The sequence below is a fragment of the Rhodococcus sp. IEGM 1318 genome (assembly GCF_033142465.1).
GTDB classification, from domain to species: domain Bacteria; phylum Actinomycetota; class Actinomycetes; order Mycobacteriales; family Mycobacteriaceae; genus Rhodococcus_F; species Rhodococcus_F qingshengii_B.
In genome coordinates this window covers 73,568-97,321 of record NZ_JAWLSC010000017.1, presented here as the reverse complement: position 1 = coordinate 97,321, position 23,754 = coordinate 73,568, and the positions used below count along the sequence as shown (strand labels likewise).

Below are 23,754 nucleotides of genomic sequence, written 5' to 3'. Positions count from 1 at the left end.
AACCCGGAAGCTAAGCCCTTCAGCGCCGATGGTACTGCACTCGACAGGGTGTGGGAGAGTAGGACACCGCCGAACACCCGTTAACCGAAAGGGGACCCGACATACTGGGTCCCCTTTCGTGCGTTGTATGAAAGGAATGACTGTGTCGGAGAATGGCGACGAGCGTCGGTCCTTCCGTGGGGGAGGAGCGCCTCGATCAGGTGGCCCCCGTCGTGACAACGACGGGCGTGGATCACGCAGCGCTGCAGGCGGAGACCGCCGCGGTGGTGCCGGAGACAACAACCGTGGCGGGGCTGGAAACAGCAATCGCGGCGGCGGATTCAGTGGCGGACAGCGCCGCGGCGGCGAGGGTGGGTTCACCCCTCGTGGGCGCGACGGCGACCGCAACCGTCAGCAAGCTCGACCTGACGAACCAGATTTGCCCGACAACGTAGAGCCGACCGAGTTGGATCCGGCTGTTCGTCGGGATCTGCTCAGCCTCGACAAGGACAACGCCAACACAGTTGCGCGTCACCTCGTCATGGCGGGCAAGCTCGTCGACGAAGACCCGGAACTTGCACTGCTCCACGCTCGCGCTGCTCGTCAGCGTGCCGGCCGTATTGCCGTCGTTCGTGAGGCTGCCGGGATCACTGCCTACCACGCGGGTGAATGGGCCGAAGCTCTCTCCGAGCTCCGTGCTGCCCGTCGAATGGCTGGTGGACCTGGTCTGATCGCTGTGATGGCCGACTGCGAACGCGGTTTGGGTCGACCCGAACGCGCAATCGAACTGGGTCGCAGCGACGAGGCTGCGCTGCTCTCGGGCGACGAGGCTTCGGAGTTGCGGATCGTCGTCGCCGGTGCTCGGATGGATCTCGGTCAGTTCGATCAGGCAGTTGTCACACTGCAGACCAAGGATCTTGATGCAGCGCGTACCGGTGAAGCTGCGGCTCGCCTGTTCTACGCGTACGCCGATGCCCTCGTTGCAGCCGGTCGTATCGAAGACGGACTGAAGTGGTTCCTCAACGCTGCAGCTGCAGACCTCGAGGGTGACACGGATGCTGAAGAACGGGTGGCCGAGTTGACCGGAGAAGATCAGTGACCGTGCTTCGTACCCAGTACGACGTACTTTTGCTCGATCTCGACGGCACGCTGTACGCCGGAGCTCATGCGATTCCGGGTACCCAGGCTGCTCTCGGTCAGGGCACGCAGGCTTTGTACTACGTGACCAACAACGCCAGTCGCTCACCTTCGGCCGTGTCGGCGCACCTGACCGAACTCGGTTTCGATTCCGAAGACGATCGTGTGGTCACCAGTTCCCAGACTGCCGTGCGTCTGTTGGCGGAGCGTCTCGAACCCGGTGCCGCTGTTCTGGTCGTCGGCACCGACGCGCTTGCGGACGAGGTGACGCGCGTCGGATTGCTGCCAGTTCGTGAGTTCGCGGATTCCCCGGTTGCTGTCGTTCAAGGACATTCGACAGAGACCAACTGGTCGATCCTTGCCGAAGCATGCCTGGCGATCAGGGCCGGCGCGCTGTGGGTGGCTGCGAACTTGGACACCACACTGCCGTCGGAGCGGGGTCTAGTTCTCGGCAACGGCTCGATGGTGGCAGCTCTACGCGCTGCGACAAGGCAGGAGCCCCTGGTCGCAGGTAAGCCTGCTGCACCTCTGATGGAGGATGCACTAGCTCGCAGCGGGTGTTCGCGTCCTCTGGTGGTCGGCGATCGTTTGGACACCGACATCGAAGGCGCACATGCTGTTTCGATCGACTCGCTGTTGGTTCTCACCGGTGTGAGCACGCCGGGTGACGTACTGCGGGCTCCGATTCAGCAGCGTCCCACCTACATTGCAGCAACTCTGGATTCGCTCAATCAGCCGGCCGCCGAATCGCTGGTCGGTGCGGACTCCAAGTGGTCCGTCTCGGTGAACGGGTCGGCACTGGTAGTCGACGGCCCGGTTGTCGGGGACGAGATGTCACTTCTACGTGCAATTGCGCCTGTCGCATGGGCGAATCCGTCGTTCCAGACCTTGGAAGCGTCTGATGCCGGCGTAGTGGATCTGTTTGCATCCTGGCTTGTTTGATTCCTCGCAAATGTGTTCGACTCGCGGGGGTGTGGGTGTATGCGTAACCGAGAGTCATGCACTAACGTTGTGCCCGATGAGCACGCCGACACCGCACCCCGGAAACACGAGTAACGGATCTCCGTTGCCCGGGCCACGCCCTACCGTCGATCCGGAACGCATACGTTCTGACGTCGACGGTTTGCTGGCGCGCCTCGGCGGCATCGAACACGATCCGAACGATCAGCACGGAGCAGGTGTGATCCCGCAGAAGGCACATATTTTGGAACAGGCACACGAGGTGCTCGTCCAGGCACTCGCCTCTGTGGATAGGGCTTGACGTGGCACGTAGAGCACGGGTGGACGCCGAACTTGTCCGTCGCGGACTCGCACGGTCGCGAGATCATGCGCAAGAACTGATTTCCGCCGGCCGAGTTCTCATCTCGGGAGCGGTTGCTACCAAGCCTGCGACGGCGATCGAAGCCGGTACTCCGCTTCGGGTCGTCGAGGTGGAGCAGGAAGTCTCATGGGCGTCGCGAGGTGCTCACAAACTGATCGGCGCACTCGACGCCTTCGGTGCCGAAGGATTGACGGTCGAAGGTCGCCGTTGCCTTGACGCCGGCGCATCCACCGGTGGGTTCACCGACGTTCTGCTGACGCGTGGTGCGAAGGAAGTTGTCGCCGTCGACGTCGGTTACGGCCAATTGGTCTGGCGCTTGCAGTCCGATGACCGCGTGCACGTCATCGACCGAACCAATGTTCGTGCAATTGATGCGGAGACCATCGGCGGAACCGTCGACCTGGTTGTGGCGGATCTGTCGTTTATATCTCTCAAACTCGTACTCGGGGCGTTTGTCGCCTGTACTGCTGACGGCGCGGACCTCGTTCCGATGGTCAAGCCTCAGTTCGAGGTGGGCAAGGACCGCGTCGGTGCCGGTGGCGTCGTACGAGATCCGGAACTGCGAATCTCCGCTGTGCTCGACGTGTCGGAGGCTGCTGCAAAGGTAGGTCTGCGGACGTTAGGTGTCGTGGCCAGCCCATTGCCCGGTCCGTCGGGAAATGTCGAGTATTTCCTGTGGCTTCGAAAGTCGGGTACATCCGGCGATGAAGAGACGGTTACCGACACCGAGACGAACACCGAGGGAGTTCCCACGGTGGAGGACATGATTCGCAAGGCTGTAGAGGAAGGGCCCCAGTGAACGCGGTCACGAACGGCGAGTCGCGCGAGATCCTTCTTGTCGCACACCCTGGTCGACGTGACATCACGGAAACCGCCAAGCGAGTCGGGAAGATTTTCGAACGCGCGGGAATCGGGCTGCGAGTCCTCGTCGACGAAGCAGACAGCTCGCGCATCGAAGCAATGACGGAACCCGCGGGCTTCTCTGCGCCGGGTCTCGACGTCACGGTTGTTCATCCCGGCCCTGATGCTGCCGTCGGATGCGAGTTGGTTCTGGTTCTCGGTGGTGACGGCACATTTCTGCGCGCCGCCGAACTGGCTCAAGAAGCGTCCATTCCGGTACTGGGCATCAACCTCGGACGGATCGGATTTCTGGCAGAGACCGAGGCGGAGCATCTCGACGAGGCTCTCGCACAGGTAGTTCGCAAGGAATATCGCGTCGAGTCCCGTATGACACTCGACGTCGTGATTCGGGTGGACGACGAGATCATCGATCGCGGGTGGGCGCTCAACGAGGCCAGTATCGAGAATCGTTCGCGTCTGGGAGTTCTCGAAGTTGTCCTCGAGGTCGACGGCAGACCGGTATCTGCCTTCGGTTGCGACGGTGTTCTCGTGTCCACTCCCACCGGCTCGACCGCTTATGCCTTTTCCGCAGGCGGCCCCGTCGTGTGGCCAGAACTCGAAGCATTGCTCGTCGTACCCAGCAACGCGCACGCGCTGTTCGCGCGGCCGTTGGTCACCAGCCCGAATTCGATCATCGCGGTGGAGACCGTCGCCGGTAGCCATGACGGCCTGGTCTTCTGCGACGGTCGTCGTACGTTGGAACTGCCTGCCGGCGCTCGCGTCGAGATCGTTCGCGGCGCCACTCCCGTCAAGTGGGTCCGGTTGGACTCTGCGCCCTTCGCTGATCGGATGGTTCGCAAGTTCGAGCTTCCGGTTACCGGATGGCGAGGAAGGAAGCCTTAATCGTGCTCGCAGAGATCCGTATCGACAGTCTTGGTGTGATCTCCGAGGCCAGCGCCCAGTTTCACGAGGGCCTGACCGTCCTGACCGGTGAAACCGGCGCAGGTAAAACGATGGTCGTCACCAGCTTGCACCTCCTCAGCGGAGCGCGAGCCGATGCCGGTCGAGTGCGGTTGGGTGCGTCGCGAGCCGTCGTCGAAGGACGATTCATCGCCGACGACGTCTCAACGGCCACCGAGCGTGAGATCGTCCGAATCCTGGAATCGTCCGGCGCCGAACGCGACGAGGACGGGACCATCATCGCCGTACGCACCGTCGGGAGCGATGGGCGTTCACGTGCGCATCTCGGCGGTCGAAGCGTGCCGGCGGGTGTTCTCTCCGAATTCACTGATCCGCTGCTGACTGTCCACGGACAGAACGATCAGCTGCGGTTGCTTCGTCCTGACCAACAGCGCAACGCTCTGGACCGCTTCGGGGACAAGACAATCGGAACGCTGCTGACGAGGTACCGCAAACATCGTCGGGAGTGGCTTGACGCTCGTTCGGAGTTGATCGAGCGCACGTCGAAGGCTCGTGAACTGGCGCAGGAAGCAGACCAGTTGACCTTCGCGCTCAACGAAATCGACGGCGTGGCACCCGAGCCAGGCGAGGACACGGCGATCGTTGCCGAGGTGCGTCGGCTCAGCGAACTCGATTCGCTCCGCTCGGCTGCGGAAGAGGCGCACGCTGCGCTCGCCGGTAGTGACGACATGGCCAGCGGCGACGTCGGGGTCATGCCGGCGCTCGACCTGATGTCCGAAGCGCGGGCGCGTATCGAGTCGGTCACCGACGCAGATCTGGACGGCCTCGGTTCCCGGTTGGCCGACGCTATTGCCGTCGTCACCGATGTTGCTGGTGACCTGAACACCTATCTGTCCGGGCTGCCCGCAGACCCGGGTGCTCTGGACTCGCTTCTGTCGCGGCAGTCCGAACTCAAGACTCTGACTCGCAAGTACGCCGCCGATGTCAACGGTGTTCTCGATTGGGCGGATACCGCTCGCGCTCGTCTGTCCAAACTCGACGTGTCCTCGGATGCGTTGTCGCTGTTGTCCAAGCAGGTCGAGGAAACGGCTGGACTGACCGCGGAGGCAGCTACCAAGCTGAGCGCCGCCAGAGTCAAGGCGGCGGCAAAGCTCGCAAAGGCTGTCAGCGCGGAACTCGCCGGTCTGGCGATGGGACGTGCGGGCCTTGAGGTGACGGTTCGTTCGCAGCCCGCGGGCCCGCAGGATTCGGCGCCGCTCAGTGTCGGGGGAGTAGACCTGCATGCCGGATCTGCCGGCGTCGACGAGGTGGAATTTCGTCTGTCCGCGCACAGTGGGGCGCCCTCGTTGCCCATCAGTAAGAGCGCTTCCGGCGGCGAGCTTTCGCGCGTCATGCTTGCGCTCGAGGTTGTTCTCGCTGGTAGCGACACCGGCGCGACGATGGTTTTCGACGAGGTGGACGCTGGGGTCGGTGGCCGTGCCGCCGTCGAGATCGGCCGCCGATTGGCGAAACTCGCTCGGACGCATCAGGTTATCGTCGTCACTCACCTTCCGCAGGTCGCTGCGTTTGCCGACACCCACCTCGTGGTGGACAAGGTGGACGACAAGGGCGGAGTGGTCAGCAGTGGTGTGCGGACTTTGTCGGATTCTGATCGTGTGGTCGAGTTGGCCCGTATGTTGGCAGGATTGGACGACACCGAGACCGGGCGTGCACACGCCGAAGAACTGCTCGAGATCGCGAATGCGGCCCGCGTCACAGATTGAAGGTTCTGTGGTGTTGGTGTGACTGATGTGGTAGTTGTCGGCGCGCCTCCACCGGTCAAGGCGGTTTCAGGTTCATCATCGAAGCCATGAAGATGCCCGGATTGCTCTCACGTAACACCGAATCCTTGCCTGGGATCAGTGGCATCGCCAGGGCCGATCGGAACACGGCGAAGCTTTTACGCCGTGTCGGTCCTGGAGACATCGTGATCCTCGACGAAGTCGACATCGATCGCCGGACCGCCGATGCTCTGGTGAAAGCCGGAGTCATGGCCGTGGTCAACGCGTCACCGTCGATTTCGGGGCGGTACCCCAACCTCGGACCGGAAGTGATCGTCGCCAACGACATCGTTCTGGTCGATGCCGTTGACGGTGACGTCTTCAAGAACGTCAAGGACGGCAGCAAGATCCGCCTGCACGAGGGCGAGATCTTCAACGGCGAGAAGAGCCTCGTCAAGGGTGAAGAGCAGACCGAGGCCGAGATCTCCGATCGGATGATCGAGGCCAAGACCGGCCTGGTCGATCACCTGGAAGCGTTCTCGGGTAACACCATCGAGTTCATCCGTACCGAAAGCCCTTTGCTGATTGACGGAATCGGTGTTCCGGACATCGACATCGACTTGAAGGATCGCCACGTCGTGGTCGTCTCCGACGGACCCGAACACGAGGCCGATCTGAAGAACCTCAAGCCCTTCATCAAGGAGTATTCGCCGATCCTGATCGGTGTCGGCGCAGGTGCGGACGTGTTGAGCAAGGCCGGATACCGCCCCGATCTGATCGTGGGCGACCCCGAGGAGATCACCAGTTCCACGCTCAAGTCCGGCGCGGAAGTAGTTCTGCCGGCAGACCAGGACGGTCATGCGGCGGGGCTTTCCCGAATCCAGGATCTCGGTATCGGGGCGATGACGTTCCCGGCGACCTGCTCACCGACCGACCTTGCTTTGCTCCTTGCCGATCATCACGGGGCTTCGCTGATCGTGACGGTCGGCAACGTGGTGTCCTTGGACGAATTCTTCGACCGTGGGCGTCGTGAAAGCAATCCGTCGGCATTCATGACGCGGCTCAAGGTTGGGCCGAAACTGGTCGACGCCAAGGCCGTCGCAACGCTGTATCGAAGTCGAGTGTCCGGCGGCGCGATCGCGCTCCTGGTGCTTGCCGCCCTGGTGGCAGTGATCGTCGCCCTGGTCGTGTCCAATGCCGGTAGTGAAGTTCTCGACTGGGCAGTCGCAACGTGGAACAGCTTCGCGCTGTGGGTTCAGGGGCTCTTCAAGTGATTTCGATGCGTCAACATGCAATTTCCATAGCGGCAATCTTCCTGGCACTCGCGATCGGCGTGGTGCTGGGTTCCGGAATGCTGTCCAGTGGATTGCTTTCGGGTCTGCGTGACGACAAGGCAGACCTGCAGAACGAGATCGAAGACCTCAACCAACAGTCCAATCAGCTTCAGCAGCAACTCAATTCCGCGGACGGCTTCGATGCCGCTGTCGGTGGTCGCGTCGTGCGTGACAGTCTCGCTGGTCGCACCGTCGTCGTGATCACGGCACCGGACGCCGATCCCGGTGACCTCGACGGTGTCAACCGACTCGTCACTGCCGCCGGTGGCGCCGTGACCGGACGCGTCTCGCTCACCGATTCGTTTGTCGACGCCACGGGCGGTGACCGCTTGCGGACCGTCGTCACCAACGTCATTCCTGCGGGCATCACACTCAAGACCGGTGCGGTCGATCAGGGCAGTCTCGCGGGCGATCTGCTCGGTTCGGTTCTGCTTCTCAACGGGCAGAGCAGCGAACCGCAGAGCACTCCGGACGAGATGAATCTCGCGCTCGACTCGCTGCGCAGCGCCGGCTTCATCAGCTACGACGACGGCGCGGTCAAGCCGGCTCAGCTCGCTGTCGTTCTCACCGGCGACAACAAGAGCGAATCCGACGCGGCCTCGGGTAACCGCGGCGCCGTGATCGCCCGGTTTGCGGGTGCTCTCGACGGACGCGGCGCAGGAACGATTCTCGCGGGCCGTCCCGGCTCGGCCGAGGGTAGTGGTCCAGTTGCCGTCGCACGTGCGGACGCGGCGCTCTCAGCGGGCTTGACGACCATCGACAACATCGATCGGGAGTCGGGCAAGATCACCACGCCGTTGGCGCTGCAGGAACAGTTGAACGGCGGCGCCGGCCGCTACGGCACGGGACCGGGAGCGGCGGCGGTCACCGTCGGCGCACCCACCAACTGAACACCTCGGTATTGATACGCCGGTCACATCGGGGGCGGAAAGTCGGCGCGTTGTAGGCACCGACCCCCGATAGGTGTTACCGTGAAATCCCGTGGGTCGGCAGGCCCCAGCATGCTTCATCAGACCAAGCCCTGCACAGTCGTCACGGGAGCCCCTTTGCCACAGTCACGCACTAATACGCGTACCGCCACCAAGCACATCTTCGTCAGCGGAGGTGTAGCTTCCTCTCTCGGCAAAGGTTTGACCGCCTCGAGCCTGGGACAGTTGTTGACCGCGCGGGGAATGCGCGTGACCATGCAGAAGCTCGATCCCTATCTCAATGTGGATCCGGGCACCATGAACCCCTTCCAGCACGGCGAGGTCTTCGTCACCGAAGACGGCGCCGAGACCGACCTCGACGTCGGACACTACGAGCGGTTCCTCGACCGCGACCTCTCCGGTCAGGCCAACGTCACCACCGGCCAGGTGTACTCGACGGTCATCGCCAAGGAACGCCGCGGCGAGTACCTCGGTGACACCGTTCAGGTCATCCCGCACATCACCGACGAGATCAAGCGTCGCATCCTCGAGATGAGCGGCCCGGATCTGCAGGGACACCGCCCGGACGTCGTGATCACCGAAATCGGTGGAACCGTCGGCGACATCGAATCGCAGCCCTTCCTCGAAGCCGCTCGCCAGGTCCGCCACGACGTCGGCCGCGACAACGTCTTCTTCCTGCACGTCTCCCTCGTGCCGTACCTCGGCCCCTCCGGAGAACTCAAGACCAAGCCCACACAGCACTCGGTTGCGTCGTTGCGCAGCATCGGCATTCAGCCCGACGCGCTGATCCTTCGTTGCGATCGTGACGTTCCGCAGGGCCTCAAGAACAAGATCGCCCTGATGTGCGACGTGGACGTGGACGCCTGCATCTCGACGCCCGACGCTCCCTCGATCTACGACATCCCGAAGGTTCTGCACCGTGAGGGCCTCGACGCTTACGTCGTTCGCCAGCTCGGTCTCCCGTTCCGCGACGTCGACTGGACTGTGTGGGGCAACCTCCTCGATCGTGTTCACCAGCCGCGTGAAACCGTGCGCGTCGCATTGGTCGGCAAGTACGTCGACCTGCCCGACGCATACCTCTCCGTCACCGAGGCACTGCGCGCCGGTGGGTTCGCGAATCGGTCCAAGGTCGAGATCTCCTGGGTCCCGTCGGACGCCTGTGAGACCGAAGCCGGAGCGCAGGCCGCTCTCGGTGACGTCGACGGTGTTCTGATCCCGGGCGGCTTCGGCATCCGCGGCATCGAGGGCAAGCTCGGCGCGATCCGTTTCGCACGTTCGCGCAAGCTGCCGCTGCTGGGTCTGTGCCTGGGTCTGCAGTGTGTCGTCATCGAAGCTGCTCGTAGCGTCGGCCTCGACGATGCCAACTCGGCCGAGTTCGAGCCGGACACCAAGCACCCGGTCATCTCGACGATGGCTGATCAGGAAGACGTCATCGCCGGTGACGCCGACCTCGGTGGCACCATGCGTCTGGGTGCTTACCCGGCCGTGCTGACCAAGGGTTCCGTCGTCGCTCAGGCCTACGGAACCGAGGACGTTTCCGAGCGTCACCGTCACCGCTACGAGGTCAACAACACCTACCGCGATCGGATTGCCAAGTCCGGCTTGCAGTTCAGCGGAACCTCACCTGACGGTCATCTGGTCGAGTTCGTCGAGTACCCGCGTGAGCAGCATCCGTTCTTCGTTGCCACCCAGGCACACCCGGAGCTCAAGAGCCGCCCGACACGCCCGCACCCGCTGTTCGCGGCCTTCGTCGAAGCAGCGTTGACGTACAAGCTCGAAGAGCGCCTGCCCGTCGACGTCCACGGTGACGAGAAGATCGACACCGCTGCCACCGAGACGGCGCTCGACGCTGCAGTCGAGAACGTGGAAAAGGTCTAGCCACACATGAGCGATCCCGGTCGGCACGAATTCGACACCCTCGGCTCCAAGACGGTCTACACCGGCGCGATCATCGCGTTGCGCGTCGACACCGTTGCGATGCCTGGTGGTCAGCGTGCCGATCGGGAAGTCGTCGAGCATCACGGCGCCGTTGCCGTCGTGGCACTGGACGAGCACGACAATCTGGTGCTGATTCACCAGTACCGTCACCCGCTCGGGCACCGGTTGTGGGAAATCCCTGCCGGTCTGCTCGACGCTGCGGGGGAGAGCCCGGTCGAGGCGGCAGCGCGTGAGCTGGGCGAAGAAACCGGACTCGGCGCCGATCGATGGTCGGTGCTGGTCGATGTAGCTCTCTCACCCGGGTTCACGGACGAGGCTGTTCGCGTCTTCCTCGCCGAGGGGTTGCACGAGGTCGAGCGCGACGATCCCGAACACGAAGAAGCCGATCTCGAGATTTCGCGAGTTCCGCTCGCCGACGCCGTCGACATGGCGCTGCGCGGCGACATCGTCAATGCCACCGCGGTATCGGGCATTCTCGCGATCGCTACCGCACGCTCGACGGGAAAGCCGCTACGCCCCGCCGACGCACCGTGGCCCGATCGTCCTCGCGCATTCGGAGAACGCAAGTCGCGAGCCTGAAGTGCTTGCCCGACAGGTGGACTCGTATCTCGACCATCTAGCGGTCGAGCGAGGATCGGCGCGCAACACTCTACTTTCGTATCGCCGCGACCTGAATCGGTACGCTGAGTACCTGAACGGACGCGGCATCGACGACGTCGCGGGCGTGACGGAAAACGACGTCACCGAATTCGTGACACATCTGCGGCTCGGTGACTCCGAGGCCGGCGTCGTACCGTTGGCGGCCAGTTCGGCAGCACGCACCCTGATCGCGGTCCGCGGATTCCACAAGTTTTCCGCCGCCGAGGGTCTGGTCAGCGTTGACGTGGCCCGAACGGTCAAGCCGCCGACGCCCGGACGCAAGCTGCCCAAGGCCCTGCCTCTCGACGACGTGATCGCCCTGCTCGACGCTTCGGGTGGCGGTGCGGCCGGCGACGGGCCCCGCGACCTGAGGGATCGCGCTCTGCTCGAGCTTCTGTACTCGACCGGTGCGCGAATCACCGAGGCGATCGATCTGGACGTCGACGACATCGATACCGAAACTCGTTCCGTGCTGCTCAAAGGCAAGGGCGGCAAGCAGCGGATCGTCCCCGTCGGCAGGCCTGCGATCGCCGCCGTGGACGCGTATCTCGTCCGTGGGCGCCCCAGCCTGGCGACGCGCGGTGTTCCTGCCCTGTTTCTCAACGCTCGCGGGGGCCGCCTTTCGCGTCAAAGCGCGTGGCAGATTCTTCAGGATGCGGCGGCTTCGGCCGGAATCAAGGCGGACGTCTCACCCCATACGCTCAGGCACTCGTTTGCCACACACCTGCTCGACGGCGGCGCGGACGTACGTGTCGTGCAGGAACTCCTTGGCCACGCTTCGGTAACCACGACACAGATCTACACGCTGGTCACCGTCACCGCGCTGCGCGAAGTGTGGGCTCAGGCACACCCGCGTGCCCGTTAGGGGTTGGTTGGCTCATGCGTGTCTGCGAGACCATTCGGTGATGTAAGCGGTAGCGTTCAAGGAGCGCGAGCGGCCTCCACCGCAGTTTCGGGGGTTTGCCGGCGCCGAGAGCAACCGCCGAAAGAGTAGGGGAGCATCGGACCGTGTCGACATCGCAGCCACCAGCGGCGGAGTCCGCGCCGCCGCATGTCAATGCCCAACTCTTCGAGCGCGTGAACGAATCAGCACCAGCTGTACCTTCCGAACCAGAGGCGATGTTCGAAATAGATACGACGCCAGTAGCCTCTCCACCTGCGGAAACCCTCGCCGTTTCCGCGGAAGAACTCGGCCCGACGGGCCGACCGGTCCGCGAGGTGCCGCAACCGACACCGTTGGCGCACCACGGACCCGCGATGATCATCGCGATGTGCAACCAGAAGGGCGGCGTCGGCAAGACGACGTCGACCATCAATCTGGGTGCGTCGTTGGCCGAATACGGTCGTCGAGTGCTCTTGGTGGATCTCGATCCCCAAGGCGCGTTGTCTGCCGGACTGGGCGTTCAGCATCACGACCTGGAACTGACCGTCCATAACCTTCTGGTCGAACCACGTGTGTCCATCGACGACGTGCTGATGCGAACCCGGGTGGACGGCCTCGACCTGCTCCCCAGCAACATCGACCTTTCGGCCGCCGAAATCCAATTGGTCACCGAGGTCGGACGTGAGCAGACCTTGGGACGAGTGCTCCACCCGGTTCTCGATCGGTACGACTACGTGCTCATCGACTGCCAGCCGTCGCTGGGCCTTCTCACGGTGAATGCGCTGGCCTGCGCCGATTCGGTCATCATTCCAATGGAATGCGAGTACTTCAGCCTGCGCGGCCTGGCACTCCTCAACGACACCGTCGAAAAGGTGCACGACCGTCTCAATCCGAAGCTCGAGTTGGCCGGTATCGTCGTCACGATGTTCGACTCTCGGACCCTGCACGCCCGTGAGGTGATGGCGCGCGTCGTCGAGGTGTTCGGTGACGTCGTCTACGACACGGTGATCAACCGCACCGTTCGATTCCCCGAAACCAGCGTCGCCGGTGAGCCGATCACGACGTGGGCGCCGAAATCGGCTGGGGCCGAGGCATATCGAGCATTGGCCCGCGAAGTCATTCACCGGTCTGGTCGTTAGTGGAACTGATTGCATCGCAAGAAGATTCGGCCGAAGTCGAGCCGGATTCGATCGACCCGAACGTGCCGACCGACGCTCAGACCGCAGCCAAGGCCGCCGGTTTCCGAGTCACTCTCCGGAACTTCGAAGGCCCGTTCGATCTGCTGTTGAACCTGATCAATCAACGACAGCTCGATGTCACCGAAGTCGCCCTGCACACCGTCACGGACGATTTCATCGCGTACACCAAGGAACTCGGCAGTGCGATGGGCCTCGATCAGACGACAGAGTTTCTGGTCGTCGCGGCCACGCTTCTGGACCTGAAAGCCGCCAGGCTGTTGCCCGCCGGGCAGGTCGAGGACGCCGAGGATCTGGCGCTTCTCGAAGCCCGCGACCTTCTCTTCGCGCGACTGCTGCAGTACCGGGCGTACAAACAAGTTGCGGCGCTGTTCGGTGAGCTCGAGGAAGCGGCGCTGCGGCGCTATCCGCGTTCGGTTGCCGTCGAGGATCAGTTCACCGAACTCCTGCCCGAGGTGTTGTTGGGCGTCGATCCTCAGCGTTTTGCGGAGATCGCGGCGACGGTGTTCACGCCGCGTCCGGTGCCGACAGTGGGGCTAGATCACCTCCATGTGTCCAATATCTCGATACCCGAGCAGGCCGAGCGAATTCTCGAGTTGCTGCGCGAGCGAGGCATAGGGGAGTGGACACCCTTTGGGGACCTCGTTGCCGAGTGTGAGGTCACCGTCGAGATAGTCGCAAGATTTCTCGCGTTGCTCGAGCTGTATCGCCGGCAGGTCATCGTGTTCGAGCAACCCGAAGCCCTCGGACCGCTGATGGTGAGTTGGACCGGAGACGACCCGGCCGCGCCGGTCACAGAGGAGGACTACGGATGAACGCCGAGCCGACGGAATCGGAATCTTCGCAGCTAGACGAGATGATCGAGCCTACTGACGACGCCGCGGTTTCCGAAGATTCTGCCCCCGATTTCGACCTCGACGACGATCAACTCGACGCAGTGCTGGAGTCGCTTCTGCTCGTCGTGGATTCACCGGCCGAAGTGAACCAACTTGCGTCTGTCACCGGTACCGCACCGGAGCGCGTCGAACAACGCCTGACGTTGATGTCGGCCACATTGACCGCTCGCGGCAGCGGAATGGACCTTCGCTACGCGGGCGACGGATGGCGTCTGTACACGCGACAAGAGTTTGCCCCGTATGTGGAAAAGCTGCTATTGGACGGCGCACGCACCAAATTGACCAGGGCGGCATTGGAAACTTTGGCCGTAGTCGCATACCGTCAACCGTTGACTCGTGCGCGGATCAGTGCGGTACGAGGCGTCAACGTGGACGGGGTGGTACGCACCCTCCTTGCCCGCGGACTGATCGCGGAAGCCGGGCCGGACCCGGACACCAACGCGACACGGTACTCCACGACCGAACTGTTCCTCGAACGGCTCGGCCTGGCCTCGCTGAGCGAGCTCCCGGAGTTGGCCCCGCTCTTGCCTGATGTCGATCTCATCGACGACATCAGCGAAAGCCTGGAATCCGATCCGCGATTTGCGAGAATGAACAAGGCAGACGTGCCCGCTGACGTAGTGGACACCGAAGTCGACGACTGACCGGAATTCCGGCGGTCGTCAGCACCGAGAAAGACCCGACCACGCTCGGGAAACAGTAGAAGACTGACAGGAAAAAAGTGAACAATCCCGCTCGCCGAGATGGCACACCGGACCGTAACAACTCCCGCGACAACCGCGGCGCACGCAGCGACGCCCCCCGTGGTGGTCGCAGTGACGCCCCCCGCGGCGCACGTAGCGAAGCGCCCCGTGGTGGACGCAGCAACACTTCCCGCAGTACCTCCGGATACGACCGCAACGCCGGATCTGACCGTCCCCGCACGGACGACCGTCGCGGTGGATTCAATGACGACCGTCGCCCGCCGCGCAGTGACGACCGTCGCCCGCCGCGCAGTGACGACCGTCGCCCGCCGCGCAGTGACGACCGTCGCCCCGCACGTACGGACGACCGCCGTGGCGGTTACAACGACGATCGGCGCGGACCACGCACGGACGATCGCCGCGGACCGCGCAGCGACGACCGGCGTACCCCCCACGTCGACGCCCGTCGCGCACCGCGCGGTGGCGCTGACCGTCGTAGTGACGATCAGCGAGGCGCACGCCCCGACGCTCCTCGCGGCGGTGCATGGTCGAATGCACCTCGTGGATCCAAGTTCGACGGACCTCCGCGCAAGCGCCCGGCAGCCCCGACACCGCCGGCGACCAACAAGCGCGGCAAGCCGAAGACCGAGAAGCCGCAGCGCGTCGTCTCTCAGAACCCGTTGGTCTCCAACGCCAAGCCGGCACGTCACCAGCATGCCGAGGTCACCAAGCACGACGGCCCGCCGAAGGGCGACGGCGTCCGCTTGCAGAAGGTGCTGGCTCAGGCCGGCGTCGCATCACGCCGTGCTGCTGAAGAACTGATCGACCAGGGGCGCGTCGAGGTCGACGGCCGCATCGTTGTCGAGCAGGGGCTGCGTGTCGACCCCGAGAACGCAGTGGTTCGCGTCGACGGCGTCCGCGTCGTCGTGCAGAAGGACCTCGTCTACCTCGCGATGAACAAGCCGCGTGGCTGGCAGTGCACCATGTCCGACGATCTCGGTCGTCCGTGCGTCGGTGACATCGTCTCCGAGCGCGTTCAGTCGGGTCAGCGGCTCTTCCACGTCGGCCGTCTCGACGCCGACACCGAAGGCCTGCTCCTCTTCACCAACGACGGCGATCTGGCTCACCGCCTGATGCACCCGTCGTTCGAGGTTCCGAAGACGTACCTCGCCACGGTTCACGGCGTTGTCGAGCGCAGCACCGGCAAGCAGTTGCGTGACGGTGTCACTCTCGACGACGGTCCGGCGAAGGTGGACGCGTTCACCGTGCTCGAGATCAACGAGGGCAAGACGCTCGTCAAGCTCGTTCTGCACGAGGGCCGCAAGCACATCGTGCGTCGTCTCCTCGATGCCGTCGGTCACCCCGTTGTCCGTCTGGTTCGCACCAACGTCGGAGTTGTCGCTCTCGGCGATCAGCGTCCGGGAACGCAGCGCGTCCTCGGACGTAGCGAGGTCGGTGGACTGTACGAGGCGGTCGGCCTGTGACCGATTCGTCCATGCCGCTGGTAGTCGCAATGGACGGACCGTCCGGAACCGGCAAGTCCAGCGTCTCTCGCGCGTTGGCGCAGCGTTTGGGCGCTCGCTACCTCGACACCGGAGCCATCTACCGGATCGCGACGCTGCACGTGCTGCGTCAGGGAATCGATCTGGCTGATTCGGCTGCGATCACCGCCGCCGTTGCGGCGTTGCCGTGGTCCATCGGTACCGATCCGAGCAGCGAGCAGGTGTATCTCGACGGCGCGGACGTCAGCGAGGAGATCCGCGGCGACGCGGTCACCAAGACTGTCTCCGCGGTGTCGGCCGTACCCGAGGTTCGCGACCTGCTGGTCGCCACTCAGCGTGAGTTGGCGGCCGGTGCGGAGCGGATCGTCGTGGAAGGTCGCGACATCGGAACTGTCGTACTCCCCGATGCCGACGTCAAGATCTTCTTGACCGCATCGGCGGAAACCCGTGCGGCACGGCGCAATACGCAGAATATCGGCCAAGGCCGCGAAGACAATTACGAAGCGGTGCTGGCTGATGTGCAGCGCCGTGACCATCTCGATTCGACTCGGGCAGTGTCGCCGTTGCGCCCTGCCGAGGATTCCATCCTGGTGGATACGAGCGAATTGGGAATTGAAGATGTGATCGCCAAGCTGCTGTTGGTGGTCAGCGACAGAACTGGAGCAGTGCAGTGAGCGACGATCTGGTAACCGAATATGCCGGTGACGGAACTTGGTCCGAGGAATCGGAGTGGGATTACGCCGATCTCGAAGCGGACGGCGAAGGCGAAGCGCACATTGCCGTCCCGACATTGGCTGTTGTCGGTCGACCGAACGTCGGCAAGTCGACGCTTGTCAACCGCATCATCGGCCGTCGTGAAGCGGTAGTCGAGGACATCCCCGGCGTTACCCGTGACCGCGTCTCGTACGAGGCGAACTGGGCCGGACGACGCTTCCTCGTCCAGGACACCGGCGGATGGGAGCCCGACGCAAAGGGTCTTCAGCAGGCCGTTGCCCGCCAAGCCGAGCTGGCCATGGGAACGGCTGACGCCATTCTCCTGGTCGTCGACGCCGTTGTCGGCGCTACGGCGACGGACGAAGCTGTCGCTCGAGTGCTTCGCCGCTCGAAGACTCCGGTCATCCTCGTTGCCAACAAGGTGGACGACGGACGCACCGAGTCCGAGGTTGCAGCGCTGTGGTCCTTGGGCCTTGGTCAGCCGTACTCCGTGAGTGCGACGCACGGCCGCGGTACCGGAGACCTGCTCGACGAGGTTCTGGAGAAGCTGCCGGAAACCCCGCGTGAAGGTATCCCCGGCGGCGGTCCGCGTCGCGTTGCGCTGGTCGGAAAGCCCAACGTCGGAAAGTCCAGCTTGCTCAACAAGCTGTCCGGTGACGAGCGGTCCGTCGTGCACAATGTTGCCGGCACCACCGTCGACCCGGTCGACTCCATCGTCGAACTCGTCGGGCGCCCTTGGCGTTTCGTCGACACGGCTGGTCTGCGCAAGCGCGTCAGCCATGCCAGCGGCGCGGAGTTCTATGCGTCGCTGCGTACGAAGAGCGCGATCGAGGCCGCTGAGGTTGCGATCCTGCTGATCGACGCGCACGAGCCGATCACCGAGCAGGACCTGCGTGTTCTGAGCATGGTGGCCGACACGGGTCGTGCATTGGTGATCGCATTCAACAAGTGGGACCTCGTGGACGAGGACCGTCGACTCATGCTGGACAAGGAAGTGGACCGCGATCTGGTCCGCGTTCCGTGGGCTCAGCGAGTCAACATCTCCGCCCACACCGGTCGCGCCGTGGCGAAGCTCGTGCCGGCTCTCGACACGGCTCTGGAGTCCTGGGACAAGCGCATCCCCACGGGTCGCCTGAACACCTGGCTCAAGGAAGTTGTGGCGGCCACGCCGCCTCCGATGCGTGGTGGTCGCCTGCCTCGCATCATGTTCGCGACTCAGGCAAGCACACGCCCGCCGACATTTGTTCTCTTCACCACGGGCTTCCTCGAGGCCGGCTACCGCCGCTTCATCGAGCGGCGTCTGCGTGAAGAGTTCAACTTCGACGGCAGCCCGATCCGCGTATCCGTACGAGTGCGCGAGAAGCGTGACCGTAAGGGCCGCTGATTCTGCGTCCAATTCGGTACTGAAACGGCTCTGACCTGCCGATTGGTACTTCGGCCCGTCCCTGATGTAATCTTTCCAAGCGCCCGAAACAAGGGCGTGGGACGGGCTGTGGCGCAGCTTGGTAGCGCACTTGACTGGGGGTCAAGTGGTCGCAGGTTCAAATCCTGTCAGCCCGACCGAAGTTAGATCAAAAAGGCAGTTTCTCAGAAATGAGAAACTGCCTTTTTGTTTGTGCCTTCAAAGGTTCGGCAACGGATCATGCGGGAAGTCCTGCGGTGACGTGATCTCCGCGTCGGCAGCGTTCACGACTGCAACATATTCTTCGTCGATCTCGTACGTTATGCCCGCAACGACGAAATGCGGGGTGGACGCAGTATCGACCGGGCGGAGAACGGTCATTCTCGGAAACTGGGTGAGGATCGACCTCGGCACTTTTCTCGAACGAAGCTTGTCGAGAACAGCGTGACGGCCTATCGGCTCACCACGACAAACACACTCGGTTTCGCGCTCATCAGAACGTCGGCTGGAAATACGTACCGGATCTCGTCATCTGGATCCAATTGAGACCGAAGGCGCTCGCGAATATCCGCCGAAACCGGCATGAGCGGAAGGCTATCAGCACGAGCACAAGAGCTTGCAAAGTTCGTGGTGTCGACCGGCCGATAAACCGAGTATTTCTACGGCGCTTATCCACCGTTTGGCGATTTTGCTCCTATTTCCCGGCGATGGAGCGGGCGCTGGACCTCACCAATGTCAAGGCGACATTGATCTTGCTGTCCGGTCATCAGACGCTGGAGGAGATACGGCGGTGGTCGAGTCGATGGCCGGCTTCAGTCCGGTGCTCGGAGCGGAAGTCCTCGCTGTCATTGGTGGTGATCTCACTGCGTTCGGAACCCCAGATCGGTTGTCGCGCATCGCGGGTCCGGACCGGAACCATCTGAGTCGGGTCGGGTGAGCGGAAACCTGTGGCGGCAGAGGCGATACGACCGCCGCCTGTTGTGGGCGCTCTACCTCGCCGCCCAGTTGAGCCTCCCAAGTTGTCTGCGTATCGCAGACCTCCTAAGCCTGGAAACGATTCCAATAGAAACGTCACACCCAACCCGTCCTTTGCTCTAGCGCGGCGGCGGTTGAATGTGTGGTCGGCGATGGTCGTGACAACGCGGCGGTCTAACTGCCAGGACCAACTGCCGCATTGGCGGTAGACAACTTCTGACTAGATCATTTACAGACTCGACTTAACACCGTCCTCAACCTCCGAATTGCTCCGAAACTCGAGTCCGCCGAAATGCGCCACCGCGCCGGCATCGCGTCCATCACCGGCCCACTCCCGGGGTTCTCGATCGTGACCATCGCCAACCCGAAAGGCGGCGTCGGCAAAACCCCACTCGCGGTAAGGCTCAATGCGATCATCGCCGAACACCGCGGAGCCGCAACCACAGTCTGCGTCGACGTCGGCGGTCGCAGTACCTCACCCGCCAACCAGGCGGGGACGACATCGTCGCCGGCAACGACGGAGCCCACGGATCCGGTCTCGGTTATGACGACGCCCACGCGGCGGCACGGATCTTGTCCCAGCGCCGCGAGATCCTCATCGCCGACGCCGGCAACAACCGCCTCGCCGGCAGCTGGCACCGGGCAACCAGCCACGCGGACGTCCTCCTCGTGCCGGTACCGCTCCGCCGCGACGCCGCTGCAGCCGCGCACCGCATGCTCCTCGACCTCGCCGCGACCGTAGGCCCGGCGATGATGGCTCGCGCCATCGTCGTCATCACCGACGGGCCGGGAGATGCACCGATGGTCGAAATCGAGGCTGTCGACGCCTTTCTCGACGCGGGAGTCCACTCGGTCGTTCGGATGCCGTTCGAGCCACTCTTCGCCTCCGGAGAGCGCATCTCTCCCTCGAAGCTCCGGCGCGGCACCACCGAAGCCCTGACCGTTTTTGCCTCGACGGTCATCGATCTCATCGCCCACGCCGCTGACTGACCCCTTATCAGCTGGCGCCGCACACCGGCGCTCCTCCTGGCACCCATCCGCTACCTCCCCAATGAAAGGCACCACGATGAGCACCGACACCACCGCCGCCAACCGAGCAACCCGCCGCGCACACCCAAACGGACGACACCGCCGCCACGCCCTTGCCCGCAAGAGCGCCATCGCCGTCATCGCAGCCGCAGCAGTGGCCGCAGGAATCACGCTCACACCACCGGCAATCGCAGCGCCAGGGCAGGCCGGCGTCACCGACGGAGGAGGACAAGCAGGCATCACCGACGGCGGGGGACAGAGCGGGGTGAACACCGAACCCACCCCGCCGCCCGCACCGATTCAGACCGAACCGATCTACTGGGTCGCGCCCCCAGCGCAGTACCAGAACGTTCCGCAGCAGCCTTTGCCGAACTGGACTACGGTTCCGGCACCTACAGCGCACCGGCCGACTACAGCGTTGCCCCGATCGACTACAGCGTTGCCCCGATCGACTACAGCGCGATCCACTTGCCTGGCCCCGTCGAGATCGTCGCACCGATCGTCGCGCCGAGGGAAAAGGGTCGCATCGGTGACTGGGTCTTCGATCAGCCGAACTGGGTCTCCGATCACGATCTCGCCCGCACCAACGGAACGAGTGCGGTCATCGAGAGCCAGGTCTCGACGTTCTATGCCTCGATCGGTGTCCCGGTCGATCGTGCGAGCCGCATCGCCGCCGCGCAGCTCGCGGGTGGTGCAAGTGGAGCCCTGGCCGGAGCCGCCGCCGGCGCGCCTGCAGCAACAGTGGGCGCGTTGATCGGCGGAACGATCGGCGGAACGTCCGCCCTCGGATTGTTCAGCCCCGTTCTCACTCCGCTCGGCGGCGTGTCCGCTGGTGTGGTGGGCACAGCCACCGGAGCAGGTGTCGGTGCAGCGGTACTCGGCGTTCCTCAGCGGCGATCGGCGCAGCCGCAGGTGGCATCGTAGGAGTCGCCGCCGCAACAGCCTACGGCAGGTGAATTGGGAGAGCCTGTCGATGTCAGCGCATACGTCCCAGACATCGATCAGCCCGCCGAGACCACCCGGACGCAGAGCACGCTCGAAGAATGGAGCACCTCGGGTCCGATCGGACAGGCAGTGGCCACCTCTGTCCGAGACACGGTCGCCGCTGCACCGGCGATCGATCAGCAGGCCCGCGACTTCGTCGCAGCCCAGCCCGGAGGCGCGCAGATCATCGAACAGGTCGACACCGCACTCACGGAATTCTTCACCACGCCACCCCCGGACTTGCTTTCTCGCTGATCAGCGATGCAGTCGGCGCGGGCGTTCCGGCGTAGAGCTGGATGGTCAGAGTCGTTCCGGGCGGGTGGCACGTTGCCATCCGCCCTGAACCTTCCTCGACCGCGGCAGAACCAGGATCATAGAGCGGCGGAAGGACACTTTTCAATATTGCGCTTTCCAAATCCGTTTAGACAGACATTCGTTCGTAATCGGACCGGTGCTGAGGTGTTGAGCACTTCATTTATGGAACTCGCCGGATTTCATAGGCAACATAAAAGGTATGTCTCACCTGTCGAGTTGAACACGACTATGAGACGGCCGCGCTCGGTTGCGATAAGCGCGATCGAGCACTAACATAGCAGGTTCCTTCTCGCTCACGTGACTGAATCTTCCATTCGTGCATAAGGCTCGCCAACACTGAATCAGTGTCGCGGAACACTAAGCCACTGATCTATGTATGCTGCCAGAAGTGCTGCCATTCGGGGCACAGCCTGTGCATCATTGGGATTCCTCGCCAAGGCGTTGTATTCGACAGCTGTGCCATATTCCCAACTTGATGGATTATCTTTTAGCTGAACGCGACTCGACTCGGGGTTTCGTACAAAGAGTCTGATTTCATTGAAATCCCTGATTGATTCCCTAGGTATTCTAACGTCGCCCAAATTTCGGAACAAATAGTAATAGACCGGTATCTGCCCTTGCGTGCGGAGGATCGGATCCTTCTCCTCGAATGTTTCCGACATTTGTGCGAGTGTTTCGAGAACAGTGGTACTGTCTGACTGAAGGCTTTGTATATCATCCTCCGAAACGCCAGCCTTGTAAAGGTTTTCCAGCTGCCGTTTCTTTAAATCAATGGCGCGTTCGGAATGCTCGATTAGTAACAACTTCGCGGCTGCCTGATCGTGCGAGCGTCCGGCATTCTTAAATGCGACGCACGAGGTGAAAAACTGCGATGAAGTGATCTCTCTCACGAGCTCTGGAACGACACCATTCATGACGTTTCGGCGCTCGGCGGCCGTAAGTGGTTTTCCGCTGTTTAGTCGTACGAATAACTCGTTGACGGCTTGGGTGTCATCAGAGATTACGCTCATGACAGGAAGGTTGAAATTCTCGAGCTTCGAGATTAGGTCAGGTGAGACGGAACTTAGTTCCGAGAAGCGTAATCCGCCTAGCGGAAGGTCAGGATTCTCGCGAAATGTAATGTCTGGCAGTAGGGGAAATTTGTCATCAAAATATTCAAAAATTGCAGTTAGTCTCTGCTTTCCGTCGATAATAGCAAATCGCTTATTTGTGGAATTCATAGGAGAGTTAAAGTATGTAAAATCGGCCAAGTACAACTTTGGCATGTCAAAATCGTTGATTATGGTATCGATCAGGAACGCTTTTCGGTAAGTGTCCCAGGCAGGTCCTTTTCTCTGGTAGTCGGGGTTGAACTCGATGGAATCTCGGTTTCGATACCACCAGGAAGCGGTTCTAGCTTCGAAGGTGCGGACTTCAAACGTCACAGTAACCCGCTTTCATTAAGGCGATCATCCAGTTCGCTCGCTAGTCCAACCAGATCCGGGAAAATCATGGAATGCGTGAATCCCAGATGATATAATTCTTGCTTGATCTTATTTCTGCTGGAATGAGGGATAGTGATTTTGCTGAGAATTTCTTCTTCTAGCTGAGGATTGTCATGAACTAGTGTCTTTATGAATTCCTCCATAGGCTCGGTTGATCGCCCGCTCAGGGTGAATGTCCCGCGCTGGCTCACAATCCGGCGGTTGTTATGAGTCCCATAAATGCAAATCGGCGCGTTCGAAAGTCGGTCGTTTCGCGCAGAATTCCATGGTTGCATGGCATTTACTTCTTGAGAAAGGGGGGATAGAACATTTTTTACGTGATTATTTTGAGAGAACGCCAAATCGTTCCATTTTGACGGGTCTAGAATCCAAACTGCCGAATCATTATCAGATTTTCCCGTGACCGCGAACCATAAAGAAACGAGCGCATTTTCTGACCAGTCGAGTAGTCTCGTTGGTGCGCCGTAGTGCTGCATTTCGAAGAGAAGTTCAATGCTATCAGCGGGCTGTGGGCCGGCTCGGAACGGCCCGGATCGTTCGCGGAATCTCTCAAGTAGCCATTCTTCGATATCAAGTATTTTCTCGATCCCTAGAGGTGTGCCATCAATTGCCGTTTTCCGGTAAAGGGTCGAAATCAACGTGTACTCCGTCGATTTTATTCCGCGAAACCACCGCACGTCGCCGTCTTTGTTCCGACTACTCGTCTTCGTTACATATTCGGAAACCGAATTTACAATGGTCACGGGGAAATTTGTAGCACAAGCTCGAATATGGAGCGCAGTCGGTGGGTTGACGGCAGGGCGCTATCTAGGAGGGATGCCCTCGCGCCGGATGCGACGAGTCCGAATCTGGACGGTCATACGCAGGGTGACGACGTTGGCGCAGTCGCCACG

The 23,754-nt window shown here is 62.3% G+C and carries 24 protein-coding genes, 1 tRNA gene and 1 pseudogene; 22 read left to right on the top strand and 4 right to left on the bottom strand.

The window, feature by feature from the left end; all coding sequences use genetic code 11:
* The first annotated feature begins 136 nt into the window (after window positions 1-136).
* The 18 genes from R4P65_RS29395 to R4P65_RS29310 all read left to right on the top strand — a co-directional run bounded on the left by R4P65_RS29395 (window position 137) and on the right by R4P65_RS29310 (window position 18,232).
* The gene (locus R4P65_RS29395; RefSeq protein WP_230817910.1) at window positions 137-1,078 is read left to right on the top strand and encodes a hypothetical protein; all 942 of its coding nucleotides are present in this window, start codon (window positions 137-139) and stop codon (window positions 1,076-1,078) included.
* Window positions 1,075-2,058: an HAD-IIA family hydrolase gene (locus R4P65_RS29390; protein WP_317829111.1), complete on the top strand. Its 984-nt coding sequence runs from the start codon at window positions 1,075-1,077 to the stop codon at window positions 2,056-2,058. The genes R4P65_RS29395 and R4P65_RS29390 overlap by 4 nt, the downstream gene beginning before the upstream one ends.
* Window positions 2,059-2,134: 76 nt before the next feature.
* Window positions 2,135-2,377, top strand: coding sequence for a hypothetical protein (locus R4P65_RS29385; RefSeq protein ID WP_317829110.1), 243 nt, complete (start codon window positions 2,135-2,137; stop codon window positions 2,375-2,377).
* 1 nt (window position 2,378) lies between these two features.
* Window positions 2,379-3,236 (top strand): TlyA family RNA methyltransferase, encoded by an 858-nt coding sequence (locus R4P65_RS29380; protein WP_317829109.1) that lies wholly within the window; start codon window positions 2,379-2,381, stop codon window positions 3,234-3,236.
* Entirely contained in the window at window positions 3,233-4,180 is a 948-nt protein-coding gene (locus R4P65_RS29375) for an NAD kinase (protein ID WP_003946132.1), read from the top strand. The genes R4P65_RS29380 and R4P65_RS29375 overlap by 4 nt, the downstream gene beginning before the upstream one ends.
* Window positions 4,181-4,182: 2 nt before the next feature.
* Window positions 4,183-5,961 carry a DNA repair protein RecN gene (gene recN / locus R4P65_RS29370; protein ID WP_317829108.1) on the top strand — a complete coding sequence of 593 codons (1,779 nt, stop codon included), beginning with the start codon at window positions 4,183-4,185 and terminating at the stop codon, window positions 5,959-5,961.
* An 86-nt stretch (window positions 5,962-6,047) separates the two neighbouring features.
* The gene (gene steA, locus R4P65_RS29365) at window positions 6,048-7,232 is read left to right on the top strand and encodes a putative cytokinetic ring protein SteA (protein WP_317829107.1); all 1,185 of its coding nucleotides are present in this window, start codon (window positions 6,048-6,050) and stop codon (window positions 7,230-7,232) included.
* Window positions 7,229-8,182, top strand: a complete 954-nt coding sequence (locus tag R4P65_RS29360; RefSeq protein WP_317829106.1) for a copper transporter — start codon at window positions 7,229-7,231, stop codon at window positions 8,180-8,182. The genes steA and R4P65_RS29360 overlap by 4 nt, the downstream gene beginning before the upstream one ends.
* A 156-nt stretch (window positions 8,183-8,338) precedes the next feature.
* Window positions 8,339-10,099 carry a CTP synthase gene (locus tag R4P65_RS29355; protein ID WP_003946139.1) on the top strand — a complete coding sequence of 587 codons (1,761 nt, stop codon included), beginning with the start codon at window positions 8,339-8,341 and terminating at the stop codon, window positions 10,097-10,099.
* Between the two features lie 6 nt (window positions 10,100-10,105).
* The gene (locus R4P65_RS29350; RefSeq protein WP_020907867.1) at window positions 10,106-10,738 is read left to right on the top strand and encodes an NUDIX domain-containing protein; all 633 of its coding nucleotides are present in this window, start codon (window positions 10,106-10,108) and stop codon (window positions 10,736-10,738) included.
* 1 nt (window position 10,739) lies between these two features.
* On the top strand, window positions 10,740-11,663 hold the full coding sequence (xerD, locus tag R4P65_RS29345; RefSeq protein ID WP_230817918.1) for a site-specific tyrosine recombinase XerD: 924 nt from the start codon (window positions 10,740-10,742) through the stop codon (window positions 11,661-11,663).
* Between the two features lie 143 nt (window positions 11,664-11,806).
* The gene (locus R4P65_RS29340; RefSeq protein WP_230817919.1) at window positions 11,807-12,820 is read left to right on the top strand and encodes a ParA family protein; all 1,014 of its coding nucleotides are present in this window, start codon (window positions 11,807-11,809) and stop codon (window positions 12,818-12,820) included.
* A 50-nt stretch (window positions 12,821-12,870) separates the two neighbouring features.
* Entirely contained in the window at window positions 12,871-13,692 is an 822-nt protein-coding gene (locus R4P65_RS29335) for a segregation/condensation protein A (protein WP_317829114.1), read from the top strand.
* Window positions 13,689-14,417: an SMC-Scp complex subunit ScpB gene (gene scpB / locus R4P65_RS29330; RefSeq protein WP_374228164.1), complete on the top strand. Its 729-nt coding sequence runs from the start codon at window positions 13,689-13,691 to the stop codon at window positions 14,415-14,417. Before R4P65_RS29335 ends, scpB begins: the two co-directional genes overlap by 4 nt.
* Window positions 14,418-14,494: 77 nt before the next feature.
* Complete coding sequence (locus R4P65_RS29325) at window positions 14,495-15,940, top strand: pseudouridine synthase (protein WP_317829105.1); 1,446 nt, start codon at window positions 14,495-14,497, stop codon at window positions 15,938-15,940.
* 11 nt (window positions 15,941-15,951) lie between these two features.
* A complete protein-coding gene (cmk, locus tag R4P65_RS29320; RefSeq protein ID WP_317829113.1) occupies window positions 15,952-16,632 on the top strand; it encodes a (d)CMP kinase in 681 nt (226 codons plus the stop codon).
* Window positions 16,629-18,056, top strand: a complete 1,428-nt coding sequence (gene der, locus R4P65_RS29315; protein WP_317829104.1) for a ribosome biogenesis GTPase Der — start codon at window positions 16,629-16,631, stop codon at window positions 18,054-18,056. Before cmk ends, der begins: the two co-directional genes overlap by 4 nt.
* Window positions 18,057-18,158: 102 nt before the next feature.
* Window positions 18,159-18,232 (top strand) — tRNA-Pro (locus tag R4P65_RS29310).
* A 61-nt stretch (window positions 18,233-18,293) separates the two neighbouring features.
* Here R4P65_RS29310 and R4P65_RS29305 read toward each other — a convergent pair.
* Window positions 18,294-18,455 carry a hypothetical protein gene (locus tag R4P65_RS29305; protein ID WP_317829103.1) on the bottom strand — a complete coding sequence of 54 codons (162 nt, stop codon included), beginning with the start codon at window positions 18,453-18,455 and terminating at the stop codon, window positions 18,294-18,296.
* 501 nt (window positions 18,456-18,956) lie between these two features.
* Here R4P65_RS29305 and R4P65_RS29300 point away from each other — a divergent pair.
* Window positions 18,957-19,172, top strand: a pseudogene (locus R4P65_RS29300) (hypothetical protein); the annotation flags it as partial.
* Between the two features lie 102 nt (window positions 19,173-19,274).
* Here R4P65_RS29300 and R4P65_RS29295 read toward each other — a convergent pair.
* The gene (locus R4P65_RS29295) at window positions 19,275-19,607 is read right to left on the bottom strand and encodes a hypothetical protein (RefSeq protein WP_317829102.1); all 333 of its coding nucleotides are present in this window, start codon (window positions 19,605-19,607) and stop codon (window positions 19,275-19,277) included.
* Between the two features lie 15 nt (window positions 19,608-19,622).
* Between R4P65_RS29295 and R4P65_RS29290 the strand changes: the two genes are divergently transcribed.
* The 3 genes from R4P65_RS29290 to R4P65_RS29280 all read left to right on the top strand — a co-directional run bounded on the left by R4P65_RS29290 (window position 19,623) and on the right by R4P65_RS29280 (window position 21,317).
* The gene (locus R4P65_RS29290; protein ID WP_317829101.1) at window positions 19,623-20,039 is read left to right on the top strand and encodes a hypothetical protein; all 417 of its coding nucleotides are present in this window, start codon (window positions 19,623-19,625) and stop codon (window positions 20,037-20,039) included.
* 507 nt (window positions 20,040-20,546) lie between these two features.
* A complete protein-coding gene (locus R4P65_RS29285; protein ID WP_317829100.1) occupies window positions 20,547-21,002 on the top strand; it encodes a hypothetical protein in 456 nt (151 codons plus the stop codon).
* A gap of 33 nt (window positions 21,003-21,035) precedes the next feature.
* Window positions 21,036-21,317 carry a hypothetical protein gene (locus tag R4P65_RS29280; protein ID WP_317829099.1) on the top strand — a complete coding sequence of 94 codons (282 nt, stop codon included), beginning with the start codon at window positions 21,036-21,038 and terminating at the stop codon, window positions 21,315-21,317.
* 401 nt (window positions 21,318-21,718) lie between these two features.
* Here R4P65_RS29280 and R4P65_RS29275 read toward each other — a convergent pair whose 3' ends face one another.
* Together R4P65_RS29275 and R4P65_RS29270 are read right to left on the bottom strand one after the other, a co-directional pair.
* Entirely contained in the window at window positions 21,719-22,801 is a 1,083-nt protein-coding gene (locus R4P65_RS29275) for a DUF262 domain-containing protein (protein ID WP_317829098.1), read from the bottom strand.
* A complete protein-coding gene (locus tag R4P65_RS29270; protein ID WP_317829097.1) occupies window positions 22,798-23,604 on the bottom strand; it encodes an FRG domain-containing protein in 807 nt (268 codons plus the stop codon). Before R4P65_RS29270 ends, R4P65_RS29275 begins: the two co-directional genes overlap by 4 nt.
* Between the last annotated feature and the right edge of the window lie 150 nt (window positions 23,605-23,754).